General features: G+C 40.4%; 14 protein-coding genes, 1 tRNA gene and 1 pseudogene. 14 read left to right on the top strand and 2 right to left on the bottom strand.

Annotated elements, in window-relative coordinates:
- Window positions 1-51 precede the first annotated feature (51 nt).
- Together BU200_RS08950 and recG are read left to right on the top strand one after the other, a co-directional pair.
- A tRNA-Pro gene (locus BU200_RS08950) sits at window positions 52-125 on the top strand.
- Between the two features lie 194 nt (window positions 126-319).
- Window positions 320-2,335 (top strand): ATP-dependent DNA helicase RecG, encoded by a 2,016-nt coding sequence (gene recG, locus BU200_RS08945; protein ID WP_075099823.1) that lies wholly within the window; start codon window positions 320-322, stop codon window positions 2,333-2,335.
- 177 nt (window positions 2,336-2,512) lie between these two features.
- Here the strand turns inward: recG and BU200_RS08940 are convergent, their stop codons facing one another.
- A complete protein-coding gene (locus BU200_RS08940) occupies window positions 2,513-3,472 on the bottom strand; it encodes an asparaginase (protein ID WP_075099821.1) in 960 nt (319 codons plus the stop codon).
- A gap of 69 nt (window positions 3,473-3,541) precedes the next feature.
- Here BU200_RS08940 and BU200_RS11295 point away from each other — a divergent pair.
- A pseudogene (locus BU200_RS11295) lies at window positions 3,542-4,910 on the top strand (HAD-IIB family hydrolase).
- A 402-nt stretch (window positions 4,911-5,312) separates the two neighbouring features.
- Here BU200_RS11295 and BU200_RS08925 read toward each other — a convergent pair.
- Window positions 5,313-5,765 (bottom strand): universal stress protein, encoded by a 453-nt coding sequence (locus BU200_RS08925; RefSeq protein WP_075099819.1) that lies wholly within the window; start codon window positions 5,763-5,765, stop codon window positions 5,313-5,315.
- A gap of 121 nt (window positions 5,766-5,886) precedes the next feature.
- Between BU200_RS08925 and BU200_RS08920 the strand changes: the two genes are divergently transcribed.
- From BU200_RS08920 to BU200_RS08870, 11 genes are all read left to right on the top strand, one after another.
- Window positions 5,887-7,101 (top strand): pyridoxal phosphate-dependent aminotransferase, encoded by a 1,215-nt coding sequence (locus BU200_RS08920; protein ID WP_075099818.1) that lies wholly within the window; start codon window positions 5,887-5,889, stop codon window positions 7,099-7,101.
- Window positions 7,102-7,460: 359 nt separating this feature from the next.
- Window positions 7,461-8,249, top strand: a complete 789-nt coding sequence (codY, locus tag BU200_RS08915) for a GTP-sensing pleiotropic transcriptional regulator CodY (RefSeq protein WP_075099817.1) — start codon at window positions 7,461-7,463, stop codon at window positions 8,247-8,249.
- Window position 8,250: 1 nt separating this feature from the next.
- Window positions 8,251-8,799, top strand: coding sequence for a cysteine hydrolase family protein (locus BU200_RS08910; protein ID WP_075099816.1), 549 nt, complete (start codon window positions 8,251-8,253; stop codon window positions 8,797-8,799).
- Between the two features lie 244 nt (window positions 8,800-9,043).
- On the top strand, window positions 9,044-9,346 hold the full coding sequence (gene gatC, locus BU200_RS08905) for an Asp-tRNA(Asn)/Glu-tRNA(Gln) amidotransferase subunit GatC (protein ID WP_075099815.1): 303 nt from the start codon (window positions 9,044-9,046) through the stop codon (window positions 9,344-9,346).
- Window positions 9,346-10,815, top strand: coding sequence for an Asp-tRNA(Asn)/Glu-tRNA(Gln) amidotransferase subunit GatA (gene gatA / locus BU200_RS08900; RefSeq protein WP_075099814.1), 1,470 nt, complete (start codon window positions 9,346-9,348; stop codon window positions 10,813-10,815). The genes gatC and gatA overlap by 1 nt, the downstream gene beginning before the upstream one ends.
- Window positions 10,812-12,251 carry an Asp-tRNA(Asn)/Glu-tRNA(Gln) amidotransferase subunit GatB gene (gatB, locus tag BU200_RS08895; RefSeq protein WP_075099813.1) on the top strand — a complete coding sequence of 480 codons (1,440 nt, stop codon included), beginning with the start codon at window positions 10,812-10,814 and terminating at the stop codon, window positions 12,249-12,251. Before gatA ends, gatB begins: the two co-directional genes overlap by 4 nt.
- Window positions 12,252-13,123: 872 nt before the next feature.
- Window positions 13,124-13,651, top strand: a complete 528-nt coding sequence (locus BU200_RS08890; protein WP_075099812.1) for a S16 family serine protease — start codon at window positions 13,124-13,126, stop codon at window positions 13,649-13,651.
- Window positions 13,620-14,309, top strand: a complete 690-nt coding sequence (locus BU200_RS08885) for a hypothetical protein (protein ID WP_075099811.1) — start codon at window positions 13,620-13,622, stop codon at window positions 14,307-14,309. The genes BU200_RS08890 and BU200_RS08885 overlap by 32 nt, the downstream gene beginning before the upstream one ends.
- The gene (locus tag BU200_RS08880; protein WP_083609397.1) at window positions 14,293-15,564 is read left to right on the top strand and encodes a radical SAM/SPASM domain-containing protein; all 1,272 of its coding nucleotides are present in this window, start codon (window positions 14,293-14,295) and stop codon (window positions 15,562-15,564) included. Before BU200_RS08885 ends, BU200_RS08880 begins: the two co-directional genes overlap by 17 nt.
- Entirely contained in the window at window positions 15,564-16,475 is a 912-nt protein-coding gene (locus BU200_RS08875) for an ABC transporter ATP-binding protein (protein WP_075099810.1), read from the top strand. The genes BU200_RS08880 and BU200_RS08875 overlap by 1 nt, the downstream gene beginning before the upstream one ends.
- Window positions 16,468-17,217 carry an ABC transporter permease gene (locus BU200_RS08870; protein WP_075099809.1) on the top strand — a complete coding sequence of 250 codons (750 nt, stop codon included), beginning with the start codon at window positions 16,468-16,470 and terminating at the stop codon, window positions 17,215-17,217. Before BU200_RS08875 ends, BU200_RS08870 begins: the two co-directional genes overlap by 8 nt.
- Window positions 17,218-17,405 lie beyond the last annotated feature (188 nt).

Here is a 17,405-nt window from a genome sequence, read left to right as displayed (position 1 = left end):
TAAGTCGTCCTTACAAGTACTCTACAAGTGGGATACGCCCTCTTATATCTACGGGAAGTAGCTCAGCTTGGTAGAGTACTTGGTTTGGGACCAAGGTGTCGCAGGTTCGAATCCTGTCTTCCCGATTGTAGCAACCTCAAGGATAGGTTGCTTTTTTTGTATTCTTTGTATAAGCCTGAAAGTGTAAAAATACAGAAACATATTTTGAAAAACGCATGTAGCTAGAAAGTAGTTATCTGTGTTTTCTTCGTGCCTACATCGTGTGCTCTGATAAGCAGACATGGTACTTTTTATCTTTTTTTGTTATAATCGGGTTATGATGAGTTTAGAGGATAGATTGACAGCCCTACCTGGTGTGGGTGAGAAGTCAGCTGTAAAATTTAAGCAATTGGGATTAGAGACGGTAGAGGATGTGTTATGCTACTATCCTTTTCGTTATGATGATTTTGCGGTTCGATCGGTGTTGGACTTGGAGGACGGGGAAAAAGCCTTGGTTTCCGGTCTTGTAATAACACCAGCAACCGTTCAATATTATGGTTTTAAGCGGAATAAGCTACGTTTTTCACTCAAGCAGGGCGAGGTGGTTGTTGCAGTTTCGTTTTTTAACCAGCCCTACCTTGCTGATCGGATTGAAGTCGGGCAGGAAATTGCTGTTTGGGGGAAATGGGATAGGGCTAAGGCTGGAATAACAGGCATGAAGCTGGTTGCCCAATTAAAAGATGAGTTACAGCCAATCTATCATGTTGCACAGGGAATCTCGCAAGCGAGTATTATAAAGTTGATCAAGACAGCATTTGCGAGAGGCTATGATGAATTGTTAGTAGAAAATCTGCCCCAGCTCCTGATGGAACGTTATCGCTTAATGGAACGCAGACGGGCGGTGCGAGCCATGCATTTTCCGAAAGACTTGGCAGAATATAAACAAGCATTGAGGCGTATCAAGTTTGAAGAATTGTTTTATTTTCAATTGCGTTTGCAACAGTTAAAGGTTGCGAACAAGATAGCCTCGGATGGAGTGGCTATCTCTTATGATTCTCATAAGATGACAGAAAAAATCGCTTCCTTGCCCTTTGATTTAACAGAGGCTCAAAGAAGAGCCTTGGAGGAGATTTTAGGGGATATGAAATCTCCCAGTCACATGAATCGTCTCTTACAGGGAGATGTTGGTTCGGGGAAAACAGTCGTAGCAGCTTTGGCCATGTATGCCGCTTATACAGCAGGTATGCAAGCAGCGATAATGGTGCCGACTGAGATTTTAGCAGAGCAGCATTTTGAGAGTTTATCTCAACTCTTTCCTAATCTATCCATTGCTTTATTGACAGGTGGTCTGAGGGCAGCACCTCGCAGGGCAGCTTTGGAGGCGATTGAATCTGGGCAAGTGGACATGATTGTGGGTACCCACGCCTTGATTCAGGAGGGAGTGAAGTATCACAGCCTAGGTTTGGTAGTTACAGATGAGCAGCATCGCTTTGGGGTCAAACAGCGCCGATTGTTACGTGAAAAAGGGACGAATCCCGATGTCTTGATGATGACGGCAACTCCCATTCCTAGGACACTTGCTATTACCTCTTTTGGTGATATGGATGTGTCGATTATCAATCAGTTGCCAGCAGGGCGTAAGCCGATTGTCACCCGCTGGGTCAAGCACGAACAATTTTCAGCCGTATTGGAGTGGTTAGAAAAGGAGCTGGCGAAAGGAGCACAGGTCTATGTCATCTCGCCACTGATTGAAGAATCAGAAGTTCTCGATCTGAAAAATGCCATTGCCTTAGAGGAGGAATTGGCAGCTTATTTCAAAGAGAAAGCGAGTGTCGCTTTGCTGCACGGTCAGATGAAAAATGATGAAAAAGATGCGATTATGCAAACCTTTAAAGAGGGGCGGATCGATATTTTGGTGTCCACCACGGTGATTGAGGTGGGGGTCAATGTTCCCAATGCGACAGTCATGATTATCATGGATGCGGATCGCTTTGGGCTTAGTCAATTGCATCAATTAAGAGGTCGAGTTGGTCGGGGCCAGAAGCAATCCTATGCGATTTTAGTGGCCAATCCCAAAACAGATTCGGGTAAGGAGCGGATGCAGATTATGACGGAAACCACTGACGGATTTGTATTGGCAGAAGAGGACTTAAAAATGCGGGGATCTGGTGAAATTTTTGGGACACGACAGTCAGGATTACCCGAGTTTCATGTGGCAAATATTATCGAAGATTATGCTATTTTAGAAGAGGCGAGGCGAGTAGCAGCTCACATTGTGTCAGTTCCAGATTGGCAAAGTCAGCCAGAATGGCAGGTTTTGCTTCCATATTTAACAAAAGAAGAGAGATTAGATTAAAGCATCAGGTTGAAGAAAAAGTTCATTTTGGACAAATTTCCTCAACCTTTTTTGTTTTTTGAGAAAGAAAAACTCTTAAAACTGGGTCAACTAAACAGTTCTAAGAGTATGCTTTCTCAGGTTTGCGATTCATCTATCCTTGGTTTAGAGAGGATTTCAGTATATCTAGAATTTTCCTCAGCCTTCCATATAGTTTTTTAATTCTTGCCCTTTTAAGCCGGCGTTCAGTGCGATGAGGAGCTTGAGCCGGGCTTTGGGCGCATTGAGTTCTTTGACAAAGAAGATACCATCTTGATGTAATGTTACTCCTCCGCCAGCATAGGCGTAGACAGGTTCTGCGATACCGTTGAAACAGCGGGAAACGAGAGCGATTGGAATGCCTGCCTCAAGAAAAATCCGGAGCTTGCTTGCAACTTCCTGTGGCAGATTTCCTGCACCAAATGCCTCAATGATAAGGCCGTCTAACTTTTCAATCTCCAGCATATCCAGCAACTCCGTCTTCATGCCAGCATAGGTAGGAATAATTGGCACAAGTCCCTCAATCTTATTTAAGTCAAAACGGACGCGAGGCTCTGCATTTTTGAAGTAGAGAATCTCGTGCTTCATCACAAGACCAAGTGGTCCGTGGGTGGGTGTTTGGAAGGTCCCGACATTGGTTGTATGGGTCTTGGTGACATATTTTGCGGCGTGAATTTCATCATTCATGACAACGAGGACGCCCTTGTCTCTCGCCTTGTCATGACTAGCAACCCGTAGAGCATTGAGGTAATTGTAAACACCGTCGCTTCCTAGTTCATTTGATGAGCGCATGGCACCTGTCAGGACAAGAGGTAGATCGGGTAGTTCCATTGTATCGAGAAAATAGGCAGTTTCTTCAAGGGTGTCTGTCCCGTGCGTGATGACCACTCCATCGTAGTGTTCGGCTTCTTCCTTTATTTTGTGGTAGAGTTGAAGCATGTGTGCTGGTGTTATATAAGGACTAGGTAGGTTAAAGATATCTAGCGCAGTGACTTGAATCCCCTCGAGAGGAAGCGAGACATGATTCATGGGATTTTCCTGATTTGTGGTGACCTTTCCTGTGGTATCAGCCTGCATAGAAATGGTACCGCCTGTGTGTAAGACAAGAATATTTTTCATAAACTTTCAGATTCTTTCCAAATGTGGTATACTAATTGTAACATAAAATGCAGGAAAGTAGGTGAGATGTTGGGGATTAAGGCTATTTTTTTCGATATAGATGGGACCTTATTGACAGATAATCGAACGATTAGTCCTTCAACAATCTCAGCTATCAATCAGTTAAAGAAACAGAATATTTTGGTGGGTTTAGCCACTGGCCGGGGCCCTCGCTTTGTCCTTCAGTACATGGCATCATTGAGCTTGGATTTTGCAGTGACTTACAATGGACAATATATCTTATCACGGGAAAAGGTTCTCTTCATGCAGGAGTTGCCGAAAGAAGATATGCCAGCCTTAATTGAATATGCAAAAAAGTACAAGAAAGACCTTTCCTTTGGAACAGCCTTTGGGGTAGCGGGTAGTCGGATTATGAGTTTTGGTGGTGGGAATCTCGCCTATCGCTTAACTCGAATGATACCAGCTTCATGGGCTGGCTTGGTTAATTTTATTTTTAATCGTTTTATTCGAAAAGTGAGCCCTCAAGATAAGGAGCAGTTGCGGATTATCTCCGAACGTTCGATTTATCAAATGATGCTATTAGCAACAGAGAGAGAGACGAAAAAGTTAGCCTTACAGTTCCCGGATTTGGATTTCACACGTTCTAGCCCCTATGCAGTGGATATTATTTCCAAGGGAAATTCTAAATTAGAGGGCATTAAACGTGTCGGTGAGCAGTATGGTTTTACCCTCAATGAGGTCATGGTCTTTGGTGATTCCAACAATGATTTGGAAATGCTAGCTAGTATTCCCTATTCCGTTGCTATGAAAAATGGGACTAGACAAGCGCGTCAGACAGCCTCTTATGTGACGGACAGCAATAATCAAGATGGAATTTTTAAGGCCTTAGAGCATTTTGGTCTCATTGAAGGAGGAGCAGATGTTTCGCAGTAAAGATATTCAGTTCAATGCAGTCAAGGAATTTCATGCTAAAATGGATGGAATGACACAAGAATATCCTAAAGCCTATGATGCAGAGACCGCCCTGCACCGGGCAGATTTTAAGTTGGAAGAACTGGTTGAATTTTTATATGCTACTTCAAAGAACAATGAAGAATTTGAAACTTTAGTGCAAGAACTTCACGGGGCTTTGGACAGAGCAACTCTAAAGTCGAAAAAGAAGGCAAGACCTGAAACGCCCTTGTTGGGGCAGGTCGATGCCTTACTTGACCTACTTTATTTTACCTATGGGTCTTTTACTCTAATGGGGGTAGATCCCCAGCCGATTTTTGACATTGTTCATCAGGCCAATATGGGGAAATTTTTTCCAGATGGACGAGCGCATTTTGATCCGGTTACCCATAAGATTTTAAAGCCTGACCACTGGGAGGAAGAGTATGCACCTGAGCCAGCTATTCAGGAAGAATTGGATAGGCAGTTGAAAGCTCGTCATAAATAAGAAGATAAGGGAATGAGACTCTACCATGTTTTTGGTATCTCGACTCCCTTATCTTATTAGCTTTTCGTCTTATGCCGTTTGGTTTACGTTTAGTATTTAGCTCAAACAGTCTAGGAATAGACTGTTGAAGGTAGGAGATAGAACGAGTGGAACTCGTGTCGGACAGTCTAGGAATAGCCTGTTTGAGGTTGGAAATAACGAAAAGGAAGTTTTCGTCAAAAGTCATAGGTAATATTGGAGTACAGCAGGGGTGCCTTGCTCGCTTCAACAGTATGGATATGGAAATAGAACGAGTAAAACGTGTGCTGAATACAAATATATTTCTGCTAGTTTTTGATTGAGCTGTATTCAAGTCGTCGTGCTATACATAAAGGTTGGGACAAAGTACCCAACCTTTATGTATTACATTACCTTGTCCCTATCGCGTACCACCAGCAGATCAATAGAGGTGTGGCGTAGGATATATTCGGAAGAAGAACCAATGAGGAGGCGTTCAAAGGTATTGAGCCCTGTTGCGCCTAAGAGCATCAAATCAGCACCTGTTTGTTTTGGAATATCGTGGGCAAGTAGCGTTTTAGGATTACCGAACTCAAGTACGATTTGTACATCTGACAATCCGGACTGGAGTGCTTTTTCTTGGTATTCCTTGAGAAGAGTTTGGGCTTCTTGCTCAAGCGTTTCATAGATGCTAGCATCGAAGACTGCGACATTGTGAAGTGCACGTGTATCAATGACATGGGCAATAATCAGTCGTGCTTGGTTGCGCTTTGCTACGTGAATAGCTTTGTGTAGAGCGAGTTCAGCTTCTTTTGAACCGTCGACAGCGACCAAGATGATTTGATATGATTGTGTCATAGGTCTTCACCTCTCTTTCTTTCCCTCATCATAGCACGTTTTTGGGGAAAAGTGAAGTAATTCTTGTTATTTTAGGGGATTTAGGCTAAAATAATACCAGTAGAAAGTCGAGGTAGCCTTGATGAGACAGTTTGATAAATCAATGAAATTAGATGATGTGGCCTATGATATTCGTGGTCCAGTATTAGAGGAAGCCATGCGTATGCGAGCAAATGGCGAGCAGATTTTGCGCTTGAATACGGGAAATCCTGCTGAATTTGGCTTTACAGCGCCAGACGAAGTGATTCAGGATCTGATTCATAATGCACGGAAATCCGAAGGCTACTCCAATAGTAAGGGGATCTTTTCTGCCCGCAAGGCCATTATGCAGTACTGTCAGTTGAAGCATTTTCCCAATGTAGATATTGAAGATATTTATTTGGGAAATGGTGTCAGCGAGTTGATTGTCATGTCCATGCAAGGGCTTTTGGATAATGGTGATGAGGTCTTAGTGCCTATGCCAGACTATCCTCTTTGGACAGCGGCTGTCAGCTTGGCGGGTGGACATGCAGTTCATTATGTCTGCGATGAGGCTGCGGATTGGTATCCAGATTTGGCAGATATGGAAGCGAAGATTACTTCTCGGACGAAAGCGATCGTTTTAATCAATCCCAACAATCCAACAGGGGCTTTGTATCCGAAAGAAATCTTAGAGGGGATTGTTGCTATTGCGCGTCGGCATGAGTTGATTATTTTCTCAGATGAAATTTATGATCGGATGGTCTTTGATGGGGCAGTACATATTCCGATTGCGACCTTGGCGCCAGATTTATTTGTCGTCACCATGAATGGTTTGTCAAAATCGCACCGTGTCTGCGGTTTCCGAGTGGGTTGGATGGTTCTGTCTGGACCAAAACGCCATGTAAAAGGCTATATTGAGGGTCTCAATATGCTGTCTAACATGCGTCTTTGTTCGAATGTGTTAGCCCAGCAGGTTGTACAAACCTCTCTCGGTGGCTATCAGTCAGTTGACAAGCTCTTGATGCCGGGGGGACGCCTCTATGAGCAGCGGGAGTTTATTACGAAAGCGGTCAGCGACATTCCTGGGCTGTCTGCTGTGAAGCCCAAGGCTGGTCTATATATCTTCCCGAAAATTGACCGTGAAATGTATCGGATTGATGATGATGAGCAGTTTGTTCTGGACTTTTTGAAGCAGGAAAAAATCTTGCTCGTTCACGGAAGAGGGTTCAACTGGCAAGAGCCGGATCACTTCCGGATTGTTTATCTACCACGCGTGGATGAACTAGCTGAAATTCAAGAAAAAATGACGCGCTTTTTGCGACAGTATCGACGTTGAGCAACATACCTGTGTTAGTTGATACTCGTCAAAAATCAAAATCTGACTAGACAACGAAACCGCAGGTAGAACTGAAGTTCAGCAAGGCGAGTTAACGATGTCAGATTTTAATTTTTATAGAGTATGAGATTTGAAGCCTTGAGTGAACAGCTCGGTGTTGTATTTAAAAACATGCACAGTGTATCTAGGGAGCTAAGTTAGTTACTGCAAGGCGATGTTAGCCTAGTTTGAATGGATGTTGATAGTGTATCAGTCGGCATTGTCGTGGCTTTTGGAATAATACGTAATTTTCTGATAATTGTTGAAATTCAAGCCTCTTTTTGATATAATGAAAGCAATTACAGTATAAAGAGGATAGTATGACTACATTATTAGAAAAGACGCGGGAGATTACATCTATCTTGAAGCGTTCAGAGGAGCAGTTGTCGGAGGAACTTCCTTACACCACGATTGCTGAACACCTTTCAGATATTATTGATTGCAATGCCTGCATTATCAATAGCGAGGGAGAGGTCTTGGGCTATTATATGAAATACAAGACCAATAATGACCGTGTTGAAGAATTTTTTCTGACCAAGCAGTTCCCAGATGACTATGTCAAGGGAGTGGCACAGATTTACGATACGCAGGTTAATCTTCCAGCAGATAGTGAATTGACGGCGATTCCAGTAGAATCTCGGACTATATACCCCAATAGCTTGACCACGATTGCTCCGATCCATGTGACGGGAATTCGGTTTGGAACCTTGATTATTTGGCGCAATGATAAGAAGTTTGATGAAGATGATTTGATTTTGGTTGAGATTGCGGCGACAGTGGTGGGGATTCAACTCTTAAATTTCCAGCGGGAAGAAGATGAGAAAAATATCCGCCGCCGAGCGGCAGTTAATATGGCGGTTAATACCCTATCCTATTCAGAGATGAAGGCTGTTTCAGCTATTTTAGGCGAATTGAATGGGGATGAGGGGCAGTTGACTGCTTCTGTTATCGCAGATAGAATCGGGATTACCCGGTCGGTGATTGTCAATGCCTTGCGAAAACTAGAAAGTGCAGGTATTATCGAAAGCCGTTCCTTGGGAATGAAAGGGACTTACTTGAAAGTCTTAATCCCAGCTATCTTTGATGAAATTAAGAAACGGGACTATTAAAATGACGAAAGCACTTATTTCAATTGATTATACAGTGGATTTTGTAGCAGATGATGGGAAGTTAACAGCAGGAGCTCCTGCTCAAGCGATTTCGCAGGCGATTTACGATGCAACCAAGCAGGCTTTTGATCGCGGAGATTATATCTTTTTTGCCATTGATCTGCACGAAGAAGATGACTCCTTTCATCCAGAGAGTCGCCTCTTTCCTCCACATAATATAAAGGGGACAAGTGGTCGACATTTGTATGGTCCATTGGCAGATTTTTATGCGGAATATCAGAATGATGCGCGGGTCTTCTGGATGGATAAACGGCATTATTCAGCTTTTTCAGGGACGGATTTGGATATTCGTCTGCGGGAAAGACAGGTGGATACAGTGGTCTTAACAGGTGTCTTGACAGATATTTGTGTGCTCCACACGGCTATTGACGCCTATAATCTTGGCTACAAGATCGAGGTCGTAGCTTCAGCTGTGGCTAGCCTGACAGAAGAGCAACATCAATTTGCCTTGAGACATATTGAACAGGTCTTAGGAGCAAGTATACGTTAGAATCATAGAGGCTGGGCTTAGTACCTAGTCTCTTTTAGGTGCTTAAAAAGTACCTTTATAATTGGGGGGTATAAGACCTAAAGGACTGCCCTTTGACTTTTTAACGGGCTTTGTATCTTGTTTCACGCTCTCGTATCTTGTTTTATGGTACAATAAGGAGGATACGATATTGGAAGTCAGAAGGGTAGTCAGTGGTTTACGATTTTTGATTTTCTTTTGAATATGATTAAGAAAGGATGCAATGATGAAAATTACACAAGAAGAAGTTCGTCACGTAGCTAATCTCTCAAAGTTGGCTTTTAGTGAGGAAGAAACAGCAGCTTTTGCAACAAGCTTGAGTAAGATTGTCGATATGGTTGAGTTGCTGAATGAAGTTGATACAACAGGTGTCCCTGTTACAACAACAATGGCAGCACATAAGAATGTGATGCGGGAAGATATAGCCCAAAAAGGTGAGAATAGAGAGGATCTCTTTAAAAATGTTCCTGAATCGCATCATTATTTTATCAAAGTTCCGGCTATTCTGGACGGGGGAGGAGATGCCTAATGAGTTTTAATCACTATTCAATTGATGAGTTGCATGACCTTCTCGTCAAGAAAGAATTATCGGTTGTTGAATTAACAAAGGCGACCTTGGAAGATGTCAAGGCACGTGAAGAAGCAGTTGGTAGTTTCATTACGATTGCAGAGGAAGAGGCTCTAGCTCAAGCTGTGAAGATTGATGCCAAAGGAATTGAGGCAGACAATATCATGGCAGGAATCCCGCTAGCGGTAAAGGATAATATTTCTACCAAGGGAATATTGACAACAGCGGCTTCTAAAATGCTCTATAATTATGAGCCAATTTTTGATGCGACTTCTGTGGCGAATGCTTATGGAAAAGATATGGTTGTTATCGGAAAAACCAATATGGACGAATTTGCTATGGGTGGCTCAACGGAAACGTCTTACTTTAAAAAGACGAAGAACGCTTGGGATCAGACCAAGGTACCGGGAGGATCGTCAGGTGGTTCTGCGACAGCCGTTGCTTCTGGACAGTTGCGCCTATCACTAGGATCTGATACAGGCGGATCGATTCGTCAACCAGCAGCTTTTAATGGTATTGTCGGAATGAAGCCAACCTATGGAACGGTTTCTCGCTTTGGTTTGATCGCCTTTGGTAGTTCCTTAGATCAGATCGGGCCTTTCTCACAGACAGTCAAAGAAAACGCTCAGCTGCTCAATGTGATTGCTGGTCACGATACGAAAGATGCTACGTCAGCTCAGCTTGTGGTGGCAGACTATACTAGCAAGATTGGGCAGGACATCAAGGGGATGAAGATTGCACTGCCAAAAGAGTATATCGGAGAGGGAATTGACCCCCAAATTAAGGCCTGCATTTTACAAGCAGCCAAACATTTGGAGAGCCTAGGGGCAGTGATTGAGGAAGTCAGCCTGCCTCATAGCAAGTATGGTGTAGCGGTTTATTATATTATTGCTTCATCTGAGGCGAGCTCAAACTTGCAGCGTTTTGATGGGATTCGCTATGGTTTCCGTGCAGAAGATGCGACGAATTTGGATGAGATTTATGTCCATACGCGTAGTCAAGGTTTTGGTGACGAGGTTAAACGCCGTATTATGCTTGGAACCTTTAGCTTGTCATCTGGTTATTATGATGCTTACTTTAAAAAAGCTGGTCAGGTTCGCAGCTTGATTATCCGTGATTTTGAGCAAGTCTTTGCTGACTATGATTTGATTTTAGGTCCGACTGCTCCAACGGTTGCCTATGGCCTTGGGACGATGAATCAAGACCCTGTTGCCATGTATCTAGCTGATTTGTTGACCATTCCAGTCAATTTGGCAGGTCTACCAGGGATTTCGATTCCTGCCGGTTTCGTAGAAGGTCTGCCAGTTGGTCTGCAATTGATTGGACCAAAACATAGTGAGGAAACCATTTACCAAGTGGCAGCAGCTTTTGAAGCAACGACAGATTATCATCAGCAACAACCTGTGATTTTTGGAGGTGAAAAGGAATGAATTTTGAAACCATTATTGGACTAGAAGTCCATGTTGAATTGAATACGAATTCAAAGATTTTCTCTCCCTCATCTGCGCATTTTGGAGAGGATCCCAATGCCAATACCAATGTCATTGATTGGTCTTTCCCCGGCGTCTTGCCTGTCTTGAATAAGGGAGTTGTAGAAGCGGGGATGAAGACAGCCTTGGCCTTGAATATGGATATTCACCAGCACATGCATTTTGACCGCAAGAACTATTTCTACCCAGATAATCCTAAGGCCTATCAGATTTCACAGTTTGATGAGCCGATTGGCTACAATGGCTGGATTGAGATTGAATTAGAAGACGGCTCTACCAAGAAAATCCGCATTGAGCGGGCGCATTTGGAAGAGGATGCAGGGAAAAATACCCATGGAACAGATGGCTATTCCTATGTTGACTTGAACCGTCAGGGCGTTCCTTTGATTGAGATTGTTTCTGAAGCGGACATGCGTAGTCCAGAAGAGGCCTATGCCTACTTGACAGCCCTGAAAGAAATTATCCAGTATACAGGTATTTCAGATGTGAAGATGGAAGAAGGGTCGATGCGGGTCGATGCCAATATCTCTCTTCGTCCCTATGGTCAAGAGGCTTTTGGGACGAAAACGGAGTTGAAAAACTTGAACTCCTTTAACTACGTTAAAAAAGGCTTGCAACATGAAGTAGAACGCCAAGCTAAGATTTTACGATCAGGTGGTCAAATTCAGCAGGAAACCCGCCGTTATGATGAAGCGACGGGGGAAACGATCCTCATGCGCGTTAAAGAAGGATCAGCTGATTACCGCTATTTCCCAGAGCCAGACCTACCTTTATATGAGATTGAGGACAGCTGGATTGCTGAAGTTGCTTCCACCTTGCCGAAGTTTCCTAAGGAGCGCCGTGCAGATTATATGCAGCGTTTAGGTCTATCAGCCTATGATGCAAGCCAATTGACTGCGACCAAGGCCTTGTCAGATTTCTTTGAAGCAGCTGTTGCGCTTGGTGGTGATGCCAAGCAGGTATCTAACTGGTTGCAAGGAGAGGTGGCGCAGTTCTTGAATGCAGAGCAAAAGACCTTGTCAGAGATCGCCCTTTCGCCAGAAAATCTGGTCGAAATGATCGGCTTAATTGCTGACGGCACCATTTCATCCAAAATTGCTAAGAAAGTCTTTGTGCATCTAGCGAAAAATGGGGGTTCTGCGCGTGAATACGTAGAAAAAGCTGGCTTGATCCAGATTTCAGATCCCGCTGTCTTGATTCCAATCATTCATCAGGTCTTTGCGGACAACGAAGCGGCTGTAGCCGACTTCAAATCTGGCAAACGCAATGCAGACAAGGCTTTTACAGGCTTCCTCATGAAAGCAACCAAAGGGCAAGCCAACCCACAAGTAGCACTGCAATTACTGGCGCAGGAACTGCAGAAGTTGTTGGATTGATCGCTAGTGCTTGTGACAGATAAGGGAAACTGGATTTGGTCTGTCCATTAGTTCCCAGAGTTTTGTATTTCTAAGGACACGGGTATGTTTTATAAGTAAAAGGACTGGACTTCGTGTCCAGTTTTTCTTGTAGCAAATCATACTTTTTGAAAATCAAAACGAAATTTTGTCATCGCATAGTGCTAACAAAACTACATTTACCAATTGTCATCCTCTATAAATTGAGGACGTCATGTTGGTCTGGTTACATATTAGATTTTCTACTTGGATAGTGGTAAGATTCCTACTTCTTAGATATATTTGAGTTCCTCTCTCGAACTACAAGCAGGACATGTTCCTGTTGTGTAGCGTAATGGAAAGTATATCCCGTGCAAACACAGGTGTAGGTCATATTGAAAAAGGCTGGATTTGGTGTTCAGACTTTTCTTGGCTATGATTTTTATAGAGTATTACCCCGTGAATATTAGAATTGCTAGCAATGAATCAAGGAAAGTCAAGTTATAAAATCATTTGTTCATATTATGTAAGAATTTTTACGCTTATACTATTTCAAGTAATGGCATTTTAATTTATTAAAATTTCAGAACTTTTTTAATATACAGTAAATTGTTTGACATAAAAATAATAGTGTGATATTGTGAAATTAGTAACATCTTAGCTAGGTAGAGGAGGATAAAGAATGAAACCTAACGATAAAAGAATAATTAAACAAGCAGTTAATGTTGTTATAAAAGAGCCTAAAAAATCAAATATTGAATTAGTGAGAGAGTTTTCGTGTTGTAAGAAAACTCAAAGAACAACCACTACTAACGTGTACTAAAAATTAAGATAGCCTAGCTAAGATGTTCATATTGACTTATAGAGGTGAGTGAATGAGGGTATATGTTCCAGGGGTTCATGATAGTAAGCAGGTGAGAGTATTTGAGGTGCAATGTGTTCCGATTGTAGAACCTAGTTTAGATATTGTAACAGGGAATGTTAACAATGAAATTTACGATAGTTGCTTTGTTGCACTTACACTTTTAAGAACTAATAAATTATTGCCTGAAAATCAGCGATTTCATATTCATTTCACTGATTCTGAACTATTAAAATCTGGACCATCAGCAGGTTTAGGTGTATTTTTAAAGTTATTATCTATGGATGTTAAATCAGATATGAATTTAATAGTGACTGGTGAGTTAGATTTATCTGGCAATGTAATTGAGGTTGGTGGATTTTACGAAAAACTAGAATATTATTGTAAAAACTCATTGAATTTTGATGGTTTTATTGTTCCGACTTCAAATTTTAAAGATATTGAAGATAAACTTTTTTGTGATAAACTGGAACCAATTTCACATATTTCAGAGATTAGAGGTGTTTTAAATGAGATTATCACGGATAATATACATAATTAAAAGAAGTGAAACATTTTATTTATATAATCCGATTACTTTTAAGTTCATAGAGTTACCAGATTTTGATTGTATTAATAAGTTAAAAAATATAACAACAGTATCTAATATATGTTTAAAAAAGCATCTGAATCTTGTAATCGAAGGGTTTTGGATTGATGATGAGTTTTCAGAGATTAATTACCTACGTTATATATTTAATGATAGTAATTATTCAAGAACACAGATAGTCATTGAAACAGAAAATTTAGAAATGTGTTTAGATGAGATTTATGCTAGTCCATTTCAAAAGTATATTAAAGCTATAATAATTAAGCGGAAATCTAATACAGAAAATTTTAAGAAAAATGTTAAAATTCCGATATTATTTAAAAATTCTTTATTTTTGAACGGTGTTGAATATAAAATTGTACCTAAAATAACTTCTGACTTAGTACCTAGCAATTTAGTATTAGAAGACATAATTCACTTAAAATATTATTATTCAAAAAATGATGTGATTCATCATATTCCAGGTATGTTACAAGAACAAATAAGGCACTTTATTGATGAGGCTAAAGGGAGAAATGAACGACCTAATTTCCAGAAAGAAACATTGGCAAAGAGAGTATTATTGGATGCCGTAAGAAGCAACGAGGAGTGGAATGATGAATTTTTCTAAATATAGTTTAGTCCAACGAGACGATGTGAGTAATCGGATTAATGTATATAATCTGATTAATAAAGCGGCTATTACTATTGATTGTCAATTTGATATTCTGGGAAAATCGAATGACTATATTTTATCAATGTTACCAGAAGATACTATTAATATCTTAAGAGATAATGAACTCATTTTTGACAATAATATTCAAGATTGGGACACATACTCTGATTATAAATTAAATTATCAATATACAGATGAGGTTGTTAGATTTGTCATTCATTTAAATTATAATTGTAATTTAAAATGTGGTTATTGTTATCAAAATGTGATAAAAGATAAAATTGTTATGAGTGATGTGGTTTTGGGTCAGACCTTAACTTTCATTCGAGAGGTTATCTATGACATACAGCCTGAGTTAGTTGATATATGTTTTATTGGTGGTGAGCCAACATTACATAGCTCTAAAATAATAACGATTATCGAAAATATTCAGGAACTTCAATCCAACTGTATATTTAGTATAGTTACTAATGGCACCTTCGGAAATAAAAAAATACTAGATAAATTGGTTAGTATAGGTTTGAGTCATTATTTGATTACATTAGATGGTCCACGAAGCATTCATGATAGTTTACGTATCAGTCAAAGCGGAAGAGGTAGCTATGACATAATTCTAAAGAATCTAAAGATGATGCAGGAACGTTATTCAAGTATAGATGTGAATATTAACGTTAATTTAAATTCTTTAAATTATTTATCTATTGAGGAATTACTGATTGACTTAGCAAATCATGGAATCGATTTTCCTGTTTTATATAGATTTGTAATTGATACTAAGGAAAAGAAATATGATAATACTATTCATGATACAAAGTTAATATGGAAAAATGTACATGAATTATCTAAGAGATATGGATATAGGTTTCGACCTTTTTATAGAGACACTTTCTTAGTTTGTTCGATGTTTCAGAAAAACAATTTTTCTATAGGTGCAGATGGGTATATCTATTCGTGTATTGAAGCAGTTGGCGTTCCAGAATATCGTCAAATACATGTTAGACATTATGGTACTCCTTATTTTGATTACTCGCAGTCTAATATTTTAGAATACAACAATTTGTATAGAAGTTGTCAGGACTGTACATTACTACCAGTATGTGACGGTGGTTGTCTTTATAGAAAAAATAATAATGATTTTAGCTGTCCTAAGGAAAACATGATGCAGAATGATGTTGTGCTAGCCATGGACGATTTATTTGGAGGGAACTAATGGTGGACGTGATTACCTGTCAACAGCTGACCAAGTTTTATCAGGAAAACAAGGCTTTAGATGGGCTTGATATTGAGATAAAAAAAGGACAAATAACGGCTATTTTGGGGCGTAACGGTTCAGGAAAGACCACACTGATAAAATTATTGTTAAATATGATTAGTCCAACTTCGGGACAAATTTTTTATGAAGATTGTCCTGTTGGGAAATTAGGACACGGTCTATATCGCCGAACAGCAGCCATCTTAGAAAGTGTTGACAATACCTATGACTACATGACTGGGAAAGAGAATATAGACTATTTTTCAGGTCTCCTAGGTCAGAGAGCAGCTTTTTCTAGTCCAAAAGTACAAGAATTGCTTGATCGCCTAACACTCCAAGATGCTATCTATTCCCCAGCAGGGGGCTATTCTAGAGGAATGAGACAGAAACTGGCTCTTATTATCGCCCTGTTATCAGATGCAGATATTCTATTTTTAGATGAGCCAACCCTAGGCTTGGACTTTGAGAGTTGTCGTGCTATTGCAGATACCTTAAAATGGTTGGTGCAAACAGAAGGCAAGACGATTATTCTGACTAGTCACCAAGCAGACTTGATTGAAGAACTAGCTGACAGGGTGATTCTGCTAGATAAAGGAAAGTTACTTTTTTCAGGAGATTTAGCTTCTTTCAAGGCTAAAAATAAACATGAAAGTCAATACATGCTGACCTGTAAGGAAGGAGAATTTAACAAGGGGCGAGCTACTATGGTTGATGGAGCCTATCAGTTTCTCTTTGCTAGTCATGAAGAATTGAGTTTATGGTTACAAGGGCATCCTGATTGTCTCCCTTTTGTTACCAAAATAGAAGAAATGAACCAGAGAATTGATGATGTCTTGTCCCATTTTTACAAGGAGGAGTTGTATGATTAGACAGGTGATGAGAGTAGAGCTGAAAAAATATCTCATCGAATTGAAAACTTATTATGCAGACCATCTGGTTGGTATGGCGATGACGGTGATTATTTTTTCTGTTTTTGCTTTGAGCAGTCCAAGTAGCCGTGCTAGTTTCTATATTGGTTTTGTTTACTGGTACTTACTAAGTTCTTTGGTAACAGAATCTTCGACAACGATTTCCATGGAAAAACAAATGGGGACCTTGGAGCAGTTGCTTATCAAACCTATCCCTTTTGAGTTACTCATTACCATAAAGACGATGGTTTGGTATGGAGTCAATGTAATAAAAGTTGGGTTGGTCTTATTACTTTTGTCCTTAATATGGGGAATTCAGTTTTCTGTTCATTGGCTACTTCTTCCCGTATTTTTACTAGCTTCTCTAGGTATTTTTGGCTTTACCTTGGTTCTAGTTGCCTTGACCCTAAAATACACTAAGACCGCTTCTTTTGAGTCCTTGATTTCTTACGGTCTATTGTTTTTGACAGGTGCTGTTGTGCCACACGACAATCTACCTACTGTTATTCAATGGCTGGCTAATACGCTTCCGATGACACATGGAATTCGAATTAGTCGGAACTTATTGGATAATGGACAACTGTCTATTGCTGAACTTCTGCAATTAGGTCTACAATCCTTGGTTTATCTAGCAGTGGGCTATGCTCTATTTTTAATGATTTACAAAAAGAGTAAGAAGTCGGGAATAGATAGGAATTATTAAGCAGTCAGATTTTGATTTTCGTTGAGTATAAAAAAAGATAAAAAGCTCAAAACGGACGGAATGATATACTCCCCATATAGTGGACAGTGAAAAAACAAAAATTCACTAGACACTATAAGGGGAGTTTTCACATGTCCAAAAGAAGTCCAAAATCAGTAGAAGAAAAGTTAGAAATTGTTTGCTTATTC

Source organism: Streptococcus acidominimus (genome assembly GCF_001921825.1).
Classification (GTDB): domain Bacteria; phylum Bacillota; class Bacilli; order Lactobacillales; family Streptococcaceae; genus Streptococcus; species Streptococcus acidominimus.
This window is presented reverse-complemented; position numbering and strand designations above follow the sequence as displayed.